Source organism: Pseudomonas sp. ASL8, from assembly GCF_056680355.1.
Genome location: NZ_CM155278.1, coordinates 3,692,501 through 3,708,406, shown reverse-complemented (window position 1 = coordinate 3,708,406; position 15,906 = coordinate 3,692,501). Strand labels below are relative to the sequence as shown.

Sequence of the window (15,906 nt, the reverse complement as noted above, 5' to 3'; positions counted from 1 at the left end):
CCCCAACGACACGTTGATACCTGAGCGTTGGGGCCAGGCCCGGAGCAATGACAGCCCCGAGCCTTTCAGGCTGTTCTTGACGCCCAGACAATCACTACGGACAGGTCACATCCGGTTTTTACGTGACCACCTGATAACAAGGCACATAGGCCGCGCCGCCTGGCAGCTTCATGCGGTGCTGCTCGACGAACGATTTCAACAAGCGGTCCAGAGGCTGCATCACCGCCGCGTCGCCACGGATCTGGTAAGGGCCATGCTGCTCGATCAGGCGAATGCCCTTGTCTTTCACATTGCCCGCAACGATGCCGGAAAAGGCACGCCGCAGATTGGCCGCCAGCTCATGAGGAGGCAGGTCAAGACTCAGCTTGAGGCTGGCCATGTTGGCGTGGGTGGGGTCGAACGGGCGCTGAAAGCCTTCCTCGATCCTTAGCATCCAGTTGAAATGGAAGGCGTCATTCCGGTCTCGGCGGAACTGCTTGACCGCTTTTAGCCCCGCTGTCATTTGCCTGGCCACTTGAACGGGGTCATCGATGATGATCTCGTAACGAGTCTGTGCGACCTCCCCCAGCGTAGCGCCGACGAACGCGTGCAACTGATGCAGGTAGGGCGCGGCACTCTTTGGCCCGGTCAGGATGACAGGGAGCGGCAGGTCCTTGTTGTCAGGGTGCATCAGGATCCCGAGCAGGTAGAGGAACTCCTCGGCTGTGCCGGCGCCGCCTGGAAAAATGATCACGCCGTGACCAACGCGCACGAAGGCCTCAAGGCGTTTTTCTATGTCAGGAAGGATCACCAGCTCGTTGACAATCGGGTTAGGCGCCTCGGCAGCGATGATTCCCGGTTCGGTCAGGCCCAGGTAGCGGCCACCGATGATTCGCTGCTTGGCGTGAGCAATGGTGGCGCCTTTCATCGGCCCTTTCATTACGCCAGGCCCGCAACCGGTGCAGATGTCCAGGCTGCGCAGGCCCAGTTCGTGGCCGACCTTCTTGGTGTACTTGTATTCCTCGGTGTTGATCGAATGGCCGCCCCAACACACCACCATCTTCGGTTCCAGACCGGGACGCAGGGTGCGGGCGTTGCGCAGCAGGTGGAAGACGTAGTCAGTGATCCCCTGGGAGCTGCTCAGGTCGATGCGCTGGCTGTCCAGCTCACTCTCGGTATAGACGATGTCGCGCAAGGCACTGAACAGCATTTCGCGGGTGCTGGCGATCATCTCGCCGTCGACGAAGGCATCCGCCGGCGCGTTGAGCAGTTCGAGGCGCACGCCACGATCCTGCTGGTGAATGCGCACCTCGAAGCTCTGGTAGGCCTCAAGAATAGTCTTGGCGTTATCTATGTGGGCGCCTGTGTTGAGGATTGCCAGGGCGCACTGGCGGAACAGTTTGTAGATGCTGCCTGCCCCGGCTTCGCTCAGTTGCTGTACTTCGCGTTGGGACAGAGTCTCCAGGCTGCCCCTTGGGCTTACCGAAGCGTTAATTACATGTCTTGGGGCCATTCTAGGTTCCTGAGAGCGATGCCACCGACCCCGTCAGGGTCAGTGGCATCAGGAGGGTGAGTGCCAAATACAGTCGCGCGTGACGGGTATTTTCTCCGGCGACCGGGCTGAAAAGCAAACGTTGCGGTGAGACCCTCCGGGTTCGAGCGCCTTCACCACAACAGAGAAAGCGGCAGCTAAAGGCCAATGAGCAGTTTCGTCATCTTACCCCGGCCTCGCATGGAACGGCGCGAACTCATGGAGTCGCCGGGTTTTCTTGCCCTCCTTTTCACCACCTATACTCAAAAGACCATGATCTGAGGCGCTGAACGCCCCCTTCCGATGAGGAAAGGGCAAAGCGGCAAAAGCCCCCCACACCGTGTGTCAGAAGGATAGCCGCGCACTGAAGCTTGCGATGCAAAAAAGGCGTGGAGTGTTTGCTTGAAGCTCATCCGATGCCGGGTGGGTTAACGCGGTCGAATCTATTTAGAGGACTGCGACCTTGAACCTGCGTTCCTTGATCGTCGCCTTGATCGTCGCCTTGATGATGACGTTGGCAGGGTGCGCCACGAAAGATCGCGCCCCCGACCAGACTCCGCCGGTTCTGGTTTCGGAGGATACCTGGCGGCAGGTCGACTGGGACATTGTCACTGCGTCTGTGGCTGCGAAAGAATCGGTCAAGGACTATGCGCGCCGCTCCATGGCGAACTGGAGGGACCTCGCCTACCAGCGCACCGAGGCAGACTTCATTCCGTGGTTTACCGGCTACTGGACCCAGCAATGGCTGACGCTCAAGGTGGCCTGGTACAAGGTGAGCTCAGGGAAAGAGACAGATCCGGCCAAACGAATGGCTAACTATCTGCAGGAGCAATACCACGATCGCGTGCTGGCCCCTGTCGCCAAGCAGATCAATCCCGACGTAGTCATGGAGCAGGCGACAAAACTGTACGTCCAGCTCCTCGGCACGCAACTTCAGGGCATTGCGCCACGCTACGGTGTACCTCTAGACCAATTCGACCGGCGACTCAAAGACATTCCAGCCATCGCGCTGGCGCCACCTCCCGCCCGCAGCGCTTCGCTCTACCAGATTATCCACACCGATCCTGTCGCCAAGCTGCCGGCGTATGTGGCCCTGGTCAATCAGATCCACACTACCGCACGTGGTGTGGGAGCAGGGCCATCGGACGCAAGCATATCGTCAGTGGCAAAACGGACCAGCGAAAAACTGGAGGCCACGCTCCCAACCAGAGGTGTCGCAAGCGCTGTCGCAGCGGCGGTTGGCCGGGTAGCAGGTACGATGATTTCCCTTGCTGTGTCGGGTTTCGGCGCCATGGCGCACGAGAGCGAACGGTCCGAAATGGTGGAGCAGCTACGGGTAATCCTGAACGTCGCCCTGGATGATGAACGACGCAGTTTGATGGACAATCCCACCACTGGGGTAATGGCAGGGGTTTATCACTTGTCAGGACATATCGAGGGAAGCCTCGTCAAAACCTTTACGCCGCCAGTCGAATTGGAACCGATACCTCAAGACCTTCCCTCGCCAGGCGAGCAACCGCTCCAGGACGACAAACGTGATGAGCAAGCGACCGACAACGGGAACGCGACTGAATAACCCCGCACGGGTTGTGTCGCGTCATCTCATTGCGGTGGCACTCAAGGAAGATAAATAATGAATTGACCGCCGCCCAACTTGCCGCCGTTGGCCAGTTCGATATGCCCATGCACGCCATTGCGCTCATGCCGTTTGGCAATGTGCGCAGCGAAATAGAGGCCCAGACCCGTGCTGCCGCTGCTTTGATTGATGCCCTGCACATAGTCTGACTGACGTTCGATCATCTGCGCTGGATACCCGGGGCCGTCGTCATTGATCGTCAATACGAGTTGATCCCCCTCCTCGTGGGCGCTGATCAATACCGCATGGCGCGCATAGCGGATGGCATTGATAATAATGTTCGCCACCACCGAACCTATTAGTTCACGGTCGAAGAAGCCGAGCACATTAACGCCCTCGAGTTCGTAGCTCGCGACGATCCCATGACTGTTCAAGACATCTTGATGGCACGCCAGTTGTGCTTCGATGAAATCATCGAGTTCATGATAGTCAGGGCGCAGGGGCAACTGATTGACGCCCAGCTTGTACAGCCCGAGCAGTTGCACCAGCATCCCGTTGAGGTGGGCGAACTCGTATTCGATGGCGCCATGCTCGGGGGTGCCTTGCTGCACGTCGGGCAGCCGCATCAACCACTGACTGTGAGCGTGCATCAACGTCGCCAGGGAGTTCTTCATGTCATGCACGATGGAGGCGATCACCATCGAGAAGTCGAGGCCCTCATCGGTAGTACTCATGCGCCAAACGCCCTGCTCTGCAACTTCTGATAACGCTCATAACGGGGATCCGTGTCAGGCATCATGCCGATCATGTTCAGGCACACTCGACATTCTTCAAGCCGTGCAGCATCTGGAGCCACGCCTTTCGCAGGCAACAACGATTGCACCATGTTCAGCGCGATACTGATGTTCTTCGATTGCAACGCCAACGCACGACGGAAAAAATCCTGCGCTTCGGCGAGATTACCGGCCTTGTAACTGCGTACGCCTTGAAGGTTGAGGTCAGCGGCGGCCTTGCCCGCACCAAGGATCGCGGGATCATCGGTCAGGCGGGAGATGCCCTGCATGACTGCGGGGTCATCGCCGTAGATTTCTGCGCAGTTTTTCAATACCCCTGCTCCAGCTTCCTCATGACCCAAGCGCTGAAGCTGGGCGGCAACCGCCAGTGCCGCGTCGGCACCCAGAAAGTTCTCCATCCCCTTAAGAACTTCCAACGCCTGCTCGGTCAGCTTCGCAGCGGCCTCAGGATCCGACTGCTGCAGGCTGGTTGCTTTCATCAGACGAGTGCGCAATTGCAGCCCCTGATCGTTGCCGTATTCCTTCGCGACTTCACCCAGCGTCTGGTTGATCTCCACCCGTGCCCTGGCATCCAGGCCCTTATCACCATTCTTGCTGATCAGTGCTTGTGCCAGGCCGAGGTTGCTCTCTGGATCCTTGAAGCGAGAGTACTGCCCTTGGGACACGGCATGACGATAAGCCTTGGAGGCGCTTTCAAAATCATCGTTACCCATCGCCAGCTTGCCCAGCAACCTTTGCCGACGCACAGCCAATGGCGACAAGCGCACAGCATCCTCGAGCACGCTTTGAGCACGTCGGGCGTCACCACGGGCAACTAACACATCAGCCAGACCATCGTAGAGCGTCGGGATCATCGGGAAAGCAATCATTGCCCGCTCGTAAATCGACTGAGCCTCGCTGGCCTTACCGCGCTTGAACAGTAATTTGCCAAGCGCCGCGTAAGCCCAAGGCGTAGCACGGTCGGCCAGGATCATCTTGAGAAAGCTTTCCAGCGCATCATGCTGATTAAGATCGCGCAGCGCGTCAGCCTTGTAGCGTTGGCAGAGGGGCGCAAAGCGCTGGTCCTTCTCGGTAAGGCTGGTACAGGCGGCCAATACTTCGGCAGGTTTGCCGCGATCAAGCGCCTGGAGAATCGGTTTGAGCAATGTCTTACGCTGGTCAAGCTTTTCAAGGCGCTGGGCCAAGCCCGCACGGTTGAACGGTTTGGTCAGATAGGCATCCGGCTCCCATTCCAGGGCGCTCATCACCATGGCCTGGCTGTTCTCGGCGGTGACCATGACGAAAACACTTTCATGGCTTATCAGCTTGTCGGTCATCAGGTCTTCAAGCACCTGCTGACCATTTTTCTTACCATCACCGAAATTGAAATCATGCAGGATAAAGTCGTAACGCTTCTGCGCGCACATGAGTAGCGCCTGCTCACCCGTATCGGCGGTATCTACTTCCACAACGCCCAGTTCCCGCAGCATGGACCTGACCGAACTACGAAAGTCGGAGAAATCATCGACGATAAGAAACTTTTTTTTGTTGTACGCCAGCATCGAGATTCCTGTCATGGGAAATAAGAGTAGGAGCCCAAAAGCAAATACCAATGCAAGGACGGATTGAGCTTCGCTGCCCATTTCGGCGCGCACATAATAGCTAAGCGTAATAGGTCATCAAGCGACTTTACATAGCAATGCTATCCTTCTTGCTGACCGTATCGCAATGGCCTTGATCCAAGCGTTTCCAGACGTTCAGGCGAACGCTATCAGGGCTTAAGCGGCAACCGGATTTTTGGTCAATTCGGATAGTCGAAAGATAGTCTGCTATCGACCTAAAACAGGGCGTCGCAGCAGACAGAAATCGGCAAGGACGAGACGATGGACAAGAACCGTAATCACACGACAAACAAGGCAGAAAATTACGCATATGTGTCTTCTACTTACAGTGAGTGGCGGACAGGAAACTTTTGCCTTAATACACTAAACGCAATGAGTATTCTTTACCGTGAGAAGTGTTATCTGACCCGCGCCTTTGGAGAATGTATAAAAAACCGGGTTAAGTATCATTTCAGATCAATGGCCGAGGCATTTGTTTGATCGTCCAGGAACATTGATCATGGCAAACATGCTCCTGCAGCTTGATTGCCAGCAGTGATCAGCGATGTTCTATCAGGAGGACGACTCGCAGCGGTTCTCCCCCACGTCCGACAGGTCAAATGAGTAGGTATTGCGACCCGACTTCTTGGCGGTGTACATCGCGTGGTCAGCGTGCTGGACCAAGGCTTCAATATCGTTGCCATCGCGCGGGAACATACTGACACCCATGCTCGCATTGACTCTCACTTCATGACCATCAATGAACAGGGGAAGCTGGAAGCGGTTATGCAGCTTCTCCAGGATGGTGACAATATGCTGGGCATCCTCAACCGCCTCGAAGAAGATGACGAATTCATCCCCCCCCAAACGTGCCACCGAATCGTTTTCGCAGGTGGCAGAACGTAGCAGGTTCGCCACCGCCTTGAGCACATGGTCACCGAGGCTGTGGCCGTACCGGTCATTGATGCTCTTGAAGTGATCGAGATCGACAAACAGCACCGCCAAGTGCTTGCCGCTACTCTGTGAATTGATCAAGGCACGCTCAAGACGATCAAAGAACACCCGACGGTTCGGCAGACCGGTCAGCGGATCATGTCGAGACAGGTGTTCGAAGGCCGTGCGGCTGTGCGTGAGATCCTCCAGTTGACTGAGGATTTCCTCCTGCATTTCGCGGAAACTCTGGGCCAACTGGCCTAATTCGTCCTGACGCGAGGGCAGTTCGCTGATCTTGCGTTCACGGGAAAATAGTTGCACGGCTTGGGTCATGCTTTTCAGCGGACGGATGACCGCACGCGAGGTGATGATCGCTGTGAGCAGGGCCAGCAGACTGAACAGCAGGACGATCTGGACGATCTTCTGGCCTACCCGCGAGGCCTCGGCGAGTACGAGGCTTTGCGACTGACCGAGACCGAGGACGATGAAAGGTTCCGAGGTCTGCGCATTGTTTGAGATGCGCACGAACGCTGCAACCAGCCCATCTTGCTGCTCCTGCGCGACGCTACGGCTGATCAAATGGTCCTTATGCTTCTCACCAAGCAGTCTGGCGACTTCCGGGAACTCGTCCTGGATGAACAGACGGCGCCCTTGGTCAAATCCGAAAGTGCGTTGGTGGTCTGGGTGGACCAGCAGGTCGCCCCAGCGATTACTCAGATACACCTGGTATTGCGCGGGCAAATCCCCCTGCAGTTGATTAAAGAGCTGATCGAGGTCGACGTTGATCACCAGCAGGGCGAATACTTTACCGCTGGCATCCGCCACTGGCGTGGACACATGCAGGGTCGGCTTGCCCAACCCGGAGTGAGCGCCCTGCTCATGGTTAATCACGATCGGGGACAGGCGTGTTTCACCGGGCGCCAAGCGCAAGGTGTCGAACACGTAGGCGTAATGGGCCTTCTCCTGCAGATCGGCACCGCTGACGCGTAACAGGCGCTCACCGTCGCGATCCACCCGCACCAGCTCGAGGCCATGGTCGACCGCGCTGATCAGGCGGATCTGCATATAGTCGGGGTGCACTTGCAACATGGCGCGGAACAACTCGGCAAGGTTGTCTTGGGCATGTAAACGCAGGCTCTGGCTACTGGCGCCCGGAAGCTCGCGCACCTCCGGGCCGTTGGCCAACAGTTGCGCATCGAGACCGATGTCGTCGAGATTGCCGTGCAGGTTGCGCCCGAGCACCTGGACGGAAGTGAGCAGGTCGCGCTCTGCAGCTTTAAGCAGAATGTCGCGACTACTGGTGTAGGAATAGTATCCGGCCAGACCGGTGGGCAGGATGCCGAACAGAGCCATCAGACACCCGAGCTTAAGAGCGATACTGAACCTCATCGCGCCTCCTGCAGGGGCGGCCGGTCGCCGGACATGATGCGCTGCCACAGCGCAGTACGATGTGCATCGTCCTCGACAGGACGCAGCCAAATCAGTTGTGCCGATGGGTCCATGCCAACCGGCTCTACCAAGGTATTGGACAAGCCCTGGCGCTCGCTCAGAGCGCGACTGACATGGGGCTCAAGAGTAAAGTTGATCCAGGCTTCGGCCAACACTGGATCGCGCGCGTTGCGACTGATCGCCCAACAGTCGAGCCAAGCCAAAGCACCCTCTCGCGGAATCACGTAGCCAACATCGGCGCCAGCGTCCTGCAACTGCTTGAGCTGCTGCCGGCCATAGTTGGCGAAGAGCAAAGCCACCGAGTGTTCACGAAATAGTTCGGCAGCTTCCTCGGGCAGAGAATAGAAGGTCAGCACGTTGCGGCGCAGCGCGACCAGCTGATCAGCGACCAAGGGGAAATCAGCGGCGGCGATGTGGAACGGGTCGCCACCGCGCGCCAGGCTAGCCAGAGAGAAGTTATGGCTGCTGGTGTTGAAAGCCAATACACGGCCTTGGAATTTGGGATCCCACATGCTGGTGATTGACTGCGGAGGCTGACTGAACTGCTGTCGGTCATAGATCAGCCCCATGTCCGAATAGGTGTAGGGGATCGCGTAGACATTGCCGCCGGCCATAATCCCGGGGATCTTCGAGTAGTCGCGAAAGCGCAAGAGTTGGCGCGAGGTGTTAGTTATACGCGCAGGTTGCAATGGCTGTAGCAGTTGCTGACCTATGTAGTACTCGACTTCCGCGGTGTTGGCAGCGATCAAGTCGTAGTTGCCACCCTGATTTTCCGCCAGCTTGCTGCGCAGCACTTCGTCGCTGCCAACCAGAGTGACTTCGACCTTCACTTCGTAACGCGCCTCAAACTCCGCGACCAGGTCGCTGTCGGCATAGCCAGGCCAGGCAAGCAGACGTAGCGTTTGGACGCCAGCCTGCGCCAGCGGCGTGGCCAGGGTGGAGAGCAGGACGAGCAGAAATGGGTAGAAGTGCTTCATCGACAAGGCCAAAAAAAGCGAGATTTTGAGTATATAGATGGCTATATGCCTTAGTCTTTAATACCACGCCCAACTTTCGCCGTTGGTCGGAAATAGTCTATTGCGGAGATCAATGAGAGCGACCCGCCTGTGTCGAAACCGAAAAGCTGCTCACCGGAACCCGATCGGGTTTAATTCGAACCATAACAGAGCATTGTGGCTCAGCAATTCCCACGACTGGTGCGTTGATTGCGCTTTCTGCCTTTGCCGTAAAGAAGAAAATAGGTAAGCCAGCAGCCCTCCTTGACCTGTTTTTTCCTGCAAACGCGTTCCGTGCCAGGCCCATCGCTCATCAATAGCAATTGAACAGAGTCACCCTTCTCACTGCGTGGGCGACACGCTTGCTTGTGGCCGACGGCAAAGACTGGCAAGCAACTTGCTTGGCCTGATCACACTTGAGCCATCAACGACGATGGTTTCACAACTATTACGGGCAACGGCGTCCGCTCACCTCCGCATTTCGGCAGGTGAGCGTGCGCCGTTTTTGCGTTCACCCCGGTAAAAAGGAAATCCTATTGCCCGCTCAAGGAATCCTCCCAATGGGTCATGCCACCACAACGCTGCACAGGGACGCAGGCAAGCGCCGTCCTACTGGCACATCGTTTGGGAAAGCATTATTCAAACCAGGCATGGTCCTACTGGAACGCAGCGGGATCAACCTCTGGTTACCGCTCGGTCTTGCCCTCGGCGCCTGCGGTCTCGCGCTAGCCGAACAGCCTGCAAGCGCACTGGCCCTCATCCCTGGCGTTCTCTACCTAGGCGGTGCCTGGCAATTGCGCGAGCGCGATCAACGCCATCTACAGACATTCTGGAACACCGAACTGGCACGACTGCTGCGCAGCTCCCGGGATGCCGACCCCGCGACGCTGCTAGTGACCACAAGCACTTCGCTGCGCAACAGCGAACGCATGCGCAGCGAAGTGCAGTTCGCCAGCCGCGCGTTGGAACAGATGGCCCAGCAGGCCAGCGACCAGGGTGAGGAACAGAGCCAACGGATCGCCATGATCGCCGCTGCCAGCGAGCAGATCGACCAGACCCTGCACAGCATCGACACCTTGGCCCAGGATGCATTGGCGGCCTTCGCCGACGCCCATGCACGGAGTGACGCCGGTTGCCTGGAGGCTCGTGCCGTGGGCGGCAGCATGCTCGCCATCCAGTACAGCCTGGGCAATACCGCACAGGCTGTGGAAGCTTTGCTGCAGCGCACCGCAGCAGTCGAAAAAACAGTGAATAACATCCAGGCGCTGGCCAAGCAGACCCAGTTGCTGGCACTCAATGCATCCATTGAGGCAGCCCGCGCTGGCGAACATGGGCGTGGTTTCGCCGTGGTGGCAGATGAAGTCCGCAGCCTGGCTCAGGCTACCGACCAGGCGACCCACGAAATCACCAAGGTCGCGACGGCGATCGCCATGGCAGTGCGCCAGGTAGATGGCGAGGTCAAAGAACACCGCCACCTGCTGGAAGCCGGCAACCAGCAGAGCGAGCACCTTGCCACCAACCTCGATGACCTGGCTCAACGGAGCCAGACCAATCTGCAACAACTCGGCGCCATGCAACAGGCGCTCAGCGAACACCAACAAGCCAATCACGCTCTCAGCGAACAGCTGCAACAGGTCAATGGGGCCGTACAGGTGCAGAGCACACAGACTCATACGCTGCACGACCTGACTCGCTATCTCAACCAGCTCACCGCCGGAAGCCGCACATGAACCTACAGCCCGCCATGGCATTCGATCTAATCCAGCCGCCGCAGGGCGACCCGGCACTGCGGCGGGCACTGTTGCAGGGCATCGACCTGCTGCAAGGCCTGCAGCAGCATCGCGGTCTCGGCGGACAAACCACCAGTGAAGCACGGCAGCGATGCCAAGCGCTGGGCTCCTCGCTCGACCACCGTTGGAAGGAATGGCCCTATGCTGAACAGCGGCAGAACTGGCAAGCGTTACGCCGTGCTCCCGCAGATTTCGATGGCCATTGCCGTTTGCTGCAAGACCTGCTCGGCACTATCCAGCACCTCGAACTGCACCGTTGTGCGCTCAATCTTGAGCCCCCAAGCATCGCCGAACGCTGTTGGGAACTGGAAGACCTTGGCCGGCTGCGGGGTCTGTCAGTACGCGCAGCCGCCCATCGAGCCTGCCCTTTGGAAATGCTTATCCAGTTGCAGTACCTGCACGAACGCTTACTCAGGCATGCCCCACGCTCGCTGCACAGTGCTCTCGATCAGTTGCAACGCTGCCTCATCGGCACCCAAATAGTATCCATCGCCCCTGCGGAGTGCTACGCCCTGCTTACCCCATTGCTCGACGAACGTCTGGACGCCATCCGACGAGATCTGTAAGCGTCTGCCCAACACACCTTGTGCTTAAGCAGGCATCCACTTATGCGGGAGCAAGTCGGTAATCTCACTCGCCCGCTGCGTCGGCAGGCGGGTGAGAACGTCTTTCAGATAGGCATATGGATCATGGCCGTTGAGCCGCGCCGACTGGATCAAACTCATGATCGCCGCCGCACGTTTGCCGCTGCGTAACGAACCCGCAAACAGCCAGTTTGAGCGCCCCAAAGCCCACGGTCGGATTTGATTTTCTATCCAATTATTGTCTATGGGTACCGCACCGTCGTCGAGATATCGAGTCAACGCCGTCCAGCGTCTGAGGCTGTAATTCAAGGCTTTGGCGATGGCCGACCCCTCGGGCACGAGCTGCCGTTGGGCACTCATCCAGGCGTGCAACGCATCGATAATCGGTGCCGCTTTTTCCTGCCGTATTCGTCGCCGAATGTCCGGTTCCAACTCTTTTACTTCACGCTCGATTTCGTACAGCGCGGCGATGTAGTGCAGCGCTTTTTCCGCGATCTGCCTTTTGTTGGTGGCGTGCAGGTCGAAAAACTTGCGGCGCGCATGGGCCATGCAGCCGATTTCGGTGACGCCCAGATCGAAGCTGGCCTTGTAGCCAGAGAAGTCGTCGCAGACTAACTTGCCACTCCAGTCGTGCAGGAAGTTTCTCGCATGTTCGCCCGCTCGACTTGGGCTGAAGTCGTAAACGACCGCTGCCAAGTCGGCGAACTGGCTGGTGGCGTAGGCCCAGACATAAGCTCGATGGGTCTTTTTGGCACCCGGCATCAGCATCTGCACTGGCGTTTCGTCCGCGTGGACTACGCCATGCTCAAGCACCGCTTCGCGCAAGGCGTCCACCAGTGGTTGAAGCTGTACGCCGCAGGCACCGACCCATTGAGCCAAGGTTGAACGAGCGATTGGCAGGCCGGCTCGGCCGAAGATTTTCTCTTGTCGGTACAGCGGCAGATGGTCGGCAAACTTGGCCACCATCACGTGGGCCAGCAGGCCCGCCGTCGGGATGCCTTTGTCGATGACATGTGCCGGCACCGGCGCCTGGATCAGTGTTTCGCACTGTTCACAGGCCCATTTCCCCCGGATATGACGCTCAACCGTAAAGACGCAGAGCGTGTAGTCGAGCTTTTCGCTGGCATCTTCGCCGATACGTTTCAGGGCGCAGCCACATTGGCAGTGGCTATTGTCCGGTTCGTGATGGATCAACGTGCGAAGAAACTGTGGCGGCAACGGTGCGCGTTTGGGTTGCTGGCGTACGGCGGATGCTGTCGGAGCCGGTTGCAGCGCTTCAAGCTCGGCTTCGATGGCGGCGATATCGGTATCAATCAGGTCATCGAGCAAGCGCCCTTGATCTGGGCTTAGTTGCTCACTGCGCTTGGCAAACTTGAAGCGCTTGAGCAGTGCGATTTCGTGGGCCAGCTTCTCGTTGACCGCCTTGTGATGATGGATCTGCTTGTCCATCGTCTCCACTTTTTGATCAAGGCTCACGACGCGCTGTATCAACTGAGCCGCCAGCGCGCGCAGTTGTTCAGGGTTCAGTTGGTCAAGATTGGCGAGGGAAGTCATGCCCCTTATTTTGCCAAAGTGGCTTGCAGGAGCCGATAGATATTTTGGACAAATGTGGCGGCAAGTCAGCCATGGCGGGCTCTAAAGCAGAGTAATCACACCCCCGGTACCCACTCTTTGCCACGGTAGTCCGAGTATCAGCGCCTGAAGTTGTTCAGCATCCAGTTCAAGCTCTGAACCGTTGCGAACACCAGGCCAGTGAAATCGACCCTGATGCAGTCGACGAGCTGCGAGCCAGATGCCTACTCCGTCATGCACTAACACTTTTATCCGATTGGCGCGGCGGTTGGCGAAGAGATAAGCACAGTGCGGCTTCGCCGCACCGAACACCGACACGACCCTCGCGAGTGCGGTTTCAGTGCCAGCACGCATGTCCATCGGCGCGGTAGCAAGCCAGATAGAGTCGATGCGAATCACTGGGCTAGTCCCCGAACGAATCGGGCACAACCTTCAGGGTCGTTGGCGGGCCAGTTCACCACGAGCTGTCCTTGCCCGCACTGCACATCTATTTTGATCGTGGGTTCGGTACGCGTTGAGACGTTCGGTTCCAGTTTTAAAGGTACGAAAGCAGGCAGATTTTTACCGTCAACGTCGCGGTAAAGCGGTATCCATTTGCGCACGAGATTGGCGTTGATGCCATGACCCAGCGCGACGCTGGCGATAGACGCGCCGGGTTGCAGGCATTCCTGGATAACCTGGGCTTTGAAGGACTTGGGGTAAGAGTGTCGTGGGTGCATGGCGATTCGCTTAATAGGCTAAAAATGGTGTCCACTTAATTAGGTGTCCACCATCGCCCTAAGCGTTGGGATCAGTAAGGTGTGTTGCCCGGACGGTTACCGAGATCTGGATTAAGGCGGATCTCCGCCCGAGTTAGCAACGGAACGTTACAGTCGTATGCGAGCAACTCTTGAGCCCTTTTTTCTGCGCACAAACAAAACCCCTGTCTGCATAAGCAGACAGGGGTTTCGGAATTTAATCTTGACGATGACCTACTCTCACATGGGGAAACCCCACACTACCATCGGCGATGCATCGTTTCACTGCTGAGTTCGGGATGGGATCAGGTGGTTCCAATGCTCTATGGTCGTCAAGAAATTCGGTAGCCAGACCGTTACTTGCGTAACGTGCCAGCGAATGGGGATGTGATAGATTTGTGGGCTGTTGCCAATTTTCGGTTTGTGTCGTCTTCACACACCGCAATCTGCTCTTTCGACGCAAATTGCTTGGGTGTTATATGGTCAAGCCTCACGGGCAATTAGTATTGGTTAGCTCAACGCCTCACAGCGCTTACACACCCAACCTATCAACGTCGTAGTCTTCGACGGCCCTTCAGGGGACTCAAGGTCCCAGTGAGATCTCATCTTGAGGCTAGTTTCCCGCTTAGATGCTTTCAGCGGTTATCTATTCCGAACGTAGCTACCCGGCAATGCCACTGGCGTGACAACCGGAACACCAGAGGTTCGTCCACTCCGGTCCTCTCGTACTAGGAGCAGCCCCTCTCAAATCTCAAACGTCCACGGCAGATAGGGACCGAACTGTCTCACGACGTTCTAAACCCAGCTCGCGTACCACTTTAAATGGCGAACAGCCATACCCTTGGGACCGGCTTCAGCCCCAGGATGTGATGAGCCGACATCGAGGTGCCAAACACCGCCGTCGATATGAACTCTTGGGCGGTATCAGCCTGTTATCCCCGGAGTACCTTTTATCCGTTGAGCGATGGCCCTTCCATACAGAACCACCGGATCACTAAGACCTACTTTCGTACCTGCTCGACGTGTCTGTCTCGCAGTCAAGCGCGCTTTTGCCTTTATACTCTACGACCGATTTCCGACCGGTCTGAGCGCACCTTCGTACTCCTCCGTTACTCTTTAGGAGGAGACCGCCCCAGTCAAACTACCCACCATACACTGTCCTCGATCCGGATAACGGACCTGAGTTAGAACCTCAAAGTTGCCAGGGTGGTATTTCAAGGTTGGCTCCACGCAGACTGGCGTCCACGCTTCAAAGCCTCCCACCTATCCTACACAAGCAAATTCAAAGTCCAGTGCAAAGCTATAGTAAAGGTTCACGGGGTCTTTCCGTCTAGCCGCGGATACACTGCATCTTCACAGCGATTTCAATTTCACTGAGTCTCGGGTGGAGACAGCGCCGCCATCGTTACGCCATTCGTGCAGGTCGGAACTTACCCGACAAGGAATTTCGCTACCTTAGGACCGTTATAGTTACGGCCGCCGTTTACCGGGGCTTCGATCAAGAGCTTCGCGTTAGCTAACCCCATCAATTAACCTTCCGGCACCGGGCAGGCGTCACACCCTATACGTCCACTTTCGTGTTTGCAGAGTGCTGTGTTTTTAATAAACAGTCGCAGCGGCCTGGTATCTTCGACCGGCATGGGCTTACGCAGTAAATGCTTCACCCTCACCGGCGCACCTTCTCCCGAAGTTACGGTGCCATTTTGCCTAGTTCCTTCACCCGAGTTCTCTCAAGCGCCTTGGTATTCTCTACCCAACCACCTGTGTCGGTTTGGGGTACGGTTCCTGGTTACCTGAAGCTTAGAAGCTTTTCTTGGAAGCATGGCATCAACCACTTCGTGTGCCAAAGCACACTCGTCATCAGCTCTCGGCCTTAGAATCCCGGATTTACCTAAGATTCCAGCCTACCACCTTAAACTTGGACAACCAACGCCAAGCTGGCCTAGCCTTCTCCGTCCCTCCATCGCAATAACCAGAAGTACAGGAATATTAACCTGTTTTCCATCGACTACGCTTTTCAGCCTCGCCTTAGGGACCGACTAACCCTGCGTCGATTAACGTTGCGCAGGAAACCTTGGTCTTTCGGCGTGGGTGTTTTTCACACCCATTATCGTTACTCATGTCAGCATTCGCACTTCTGATACCTCCAGCAAGCTTCTCAACTCACCTTCACAGGCTTACAGAACGCTCCTCTACCGCATCACCTAAGTGATACCCGTAGCTTCGGTGTATGGTTTGAGCCCCGTTACATCTTCCGCGCAGGCCGACTCGACTAGTGAGCTATTACGCTTTCTTTAAAGGGTGGCTGCTTCTAAGCCAACCTCCTAGCTGTCTAAGCCTTCCCACATCGTTTCCCACTTAACCATAACTTTGGGACCTTAGCTGA

General features: G+C 57.0%; 11 protein-coding genes and 2 rRNA genes (1 of these 13 running past the window's edge). 3 read left to right on the top strand and 10 right to left on the bottom strand.

Annotation, left to right across the window (positions count from 1 at the left end; translation table 11 throughout):
- Nucleotides 1–118 precede the first annotated feature (118 nt).
- The gene (gene ppnN, locus AC1MEA_RS17080; RefSeq protein ID WP_219063238.1) at nucleotides 119–1,492 is read right to left on the bottom strand and encodes a nucleotide 5'-monophosphate nucleosidase PpnN; all 1,374 of its coding nucleotides are present in this window, start codon (nucleotides 1,490–1,492) and stop codon (nucleotides 119–121) included.
- A 523-nt stretch (nucleotides 1,493–2,015) separates the two neighbouring features.
- Here ppnN and AC1MEA_RS17075 point away from each other — a divergent pair.
- Nucleotides 2,016–3,086, top strand: coding sequence for a hypothetical protein (locus tag AC1MEA_RS17075; RefSeq protein ID WP_480918164.1), 1,071 nt, complete (start codon nucleotides 2,016–2,018; stop codon nucleotides 3,084–3,086).
- 41 nt (nucleotides 3,087–3,127) lie between these two features.
- Here the strand turns inward: AC1MEA_RS17075 and AC1MEA_RS17070 are convergent, their stop codons facing one another.
- The 4 genes from AC1MEA_RS17070 to AC1MEA_RS17055 form a co-directional block, all read right to left on the bottom strand.
- Nucleotides 3,128–3,820 carry a sensor histidine kinase gene (locus AC1MEA_RS17070; RefSeq protein ID WP_219063239.1) on the bottom strand — a complete coding sequence of 231 codons (693 nt, stop codon included), beginning with the start codon at nucleotides 3,818–3,820 and terminating at the stop codon, nucleotides 3,128–3,130.
- Nucleotides 3,817–5,421 carry a response regulator gene (locus AC1MEA_RS17065; protein WP_480416872.1) on the bottom strand — a complete coding sequence of 535 codons (1,605 nt, stop codon included), beginning with the start codon at nucleotides 5,419–5,421 and terminating at the stop codon, nucleotides 3,817–3,819. Before AC1MEA_RS17065 ends, AC1MEA_RS17070 begins: the two co-directional genes overlap by 4 nt.
- Before the next feature lie 612 nt (nucleotides 5,422–6,033).
- Entirely contained in the window at nucleotides 6,034–7,782 is a 1,749-nt protein-coding gene (locus AC1MEA_RS17060; protein ID WP_480416871.1) for a diguanylate cyclase domain-containing protein, read from the bottom strand.
- On the bottom strand, nucleotides 7,779–8,819 hold the full coding sequence (locus tag AC1MEA_RS17055; RefSeq protein ID WP_480416870.1) for an ABC transporter substrate-binding protein: 1,041 nt from the start codon (nucleotides 8,817–8,819) through the stop codon (nucleotides 7,779–7,781). Before AC1MEA_RS17055 ends, AC1MEA_RS17060 begins: the two co-directional genes overlap by 4 nt.
- A 578-nt stretch (nucleotides 8,820–9,397) precedes the next feature.
- Here AC1MEA_RS17055 and AC1MEA_RS17050 point away from each other — a divergent pair.
- Both AC1MEA_RS17050 and AC1MEA_RS17045 read left to right on the top strand, forming a co-directional pair.
- Entirely contained in the window at nucleotides 9,398–10,567 is a 1,170-nt protein-coding gene (locus AC1MEA_RS17050; RefSeq protein WP_480416869.1) for a methyl-accepting chemotaxis protein, read from the top strand.
- Nucleotides 10,564–11,193 (top strand): hypothetical protein, encoded by a 630-nt coding sequence (locus AC1MEA_RS17045; RefSeq protein WP_480416868.1) that lies wholly within the window; start codon nucleotides 10,564–10,566, stop codon nucleotides 11,191–11,193. Before AC1MEA_RS17050 ends, AC1MEA_RS17045 begins: the two co-directional genes overlap by 4 nt.
- A gap of 24 nt (nucleotides 11,194–11,217) precedes the next feature.
- Here the strand turns inward: AC1MEA_RS17045 and tnpC are convergent, their stop codons facing one another.
- The 5 genes from tnpC to AC1MEA_RS17020 form a co-directional block, all read right to left on the bottom strand.
- Nucleotides 11,218–12,765: an IS66 family transposase gene (gene tnpC, locus AC1MEA_RS17040; protein WP_480416867.1), complete on the bottom strand. Its 1,548-nt coding sequence runs from the start codon at nucleotides 12,763–12,765 to the stop codon at nucleotides 11,218–11,220.
- Nucleotides 12,766–12,846: 81 nt separating this feature from the next.
- Complete coding sequence (tnpB, locus tag AC1MEA_RS17035) at nucleotides 12,847–13,137, bottom strand: IS66 family insertion sequence element accessory protein TnpB (protein WP_480918163.1); 291 nt, start codon at nucleotides 13,135–13,137, stop codon at nucleotides 12,847–12,849.
- A 41-nt stretch (nucleotides 13,138–13,178) separates the two neighbouring features.
- On the bottom strand, nucleotides 13,179–13,502 hold the full coding sequence (tnpA, locus tag AC1MEA_RS17030; RefSeq protein WP_480416866.1) for an IS66-like element accessory protein TnpA: 324 nt from the start codon (nucleotides 13,500–13,502) through the stop codon (nucleotides 13,179–13,181).
- A 239-nt stretch (nucleotides 13,503–13,741) separates the two neighbouring features.
- Nucleotides 13,742–13,857: ribosomal RNA gene (gene rrf / locus AC1MEA_RS17025) — 5S ribosomal RNA — on the bottom strand.
- A 142-nt stretch (nucleotides 13,858–13,999) separates the two neighbouring features.
- Nucleotides 14,000–15,906: ribosomal RNA gene (locus AC1MEA_RS17020) — 23S ribosomal RNA — on the bottom strand (it continues 984 nt past the right edge of the window).

Excerpts from the sequence above, each read along its gene's own strand:
- ppnN (WP_219063238.1), bottom strand. The coding sequence starts at position 1,492 with ATGGCCCCAAGACATGTAATTAACGCTTCGGTAAGCCCAAGGGGCAGC.
- AC1MEA_RS17075 (WP_480918164.1), top strand. The coding sequence starts at position 2,016 with ATGATGACGTTGGCAGGGTGCGCCACGAAAGATCGCGCCCCCGACCAG.
- AC1MEA_RS17070 (WP_219063239.1), bottom strand. The coding sequence starts at position 3,820 with ATGAGTACTACCGATGAGGGCCTCGACTTCTCGATGGTGATCGCCTCC.
- AC1MEA_RS17065 (WP_480416872.1), bottom strand. The coding sequence starts at position 5,421 with ATGCTGGCGTACAACAAAAAAAAGTTTCTTATCGTCGATGATTTCTCC.
- AC1MEA_RS17060 (WP_480416871.1), bottom strand. The coding sequence starts at position 7,782 with ATGAGGTTCAGTATCGCTCTTAAGCTCGGGTGTCTGATGGCTCTGTTC.
- AC1MEA_RS17055 (WP_480416870.1), bottom strand. The coding sequence starts at position 8,819 with ATGAAGCACTTCTACCCATTTCTGCTCGTCCTGCTCTCCACCCTGGCC.
- AC1MEA_RS17050 (WP_480416869.1), top strand. The coding sequence starts at position 9,398 with ATGGGTCATGCCACCACAACGCTGCACAGGGACGCAGGCAAGCGCCGT.
- AC1MEA_RS17045 (WP_480416868.1), top strand. The coding sequence starts at position 10,564 with ATGAACCTACAGCCCGCCATGGCATTCGATCTAATCCAGCCGCCGCAG.
- tnpC (WP_480416867.1), bottom strand. The coding sequence starts at position 12,765 with ATGACTTCCCTCGCCAATCTTGACCAACTGAACCCTGAACAACTGCGC.
- tnpB (WP_480918163.1), bottom strand. The coding sequence starts at position 13,137 with ATGCGTGCTGGCACTGAAACCGCACTCGCGAGGGTCGTGTCGGTGTTC.
- tnpA (WP_480416866.1), bottom strand. The coding sequence starts at position 13,502 with ATGCACCCACGACACTCTTACCCCAAGTCCTTCAAAGCCCAGGTTATC.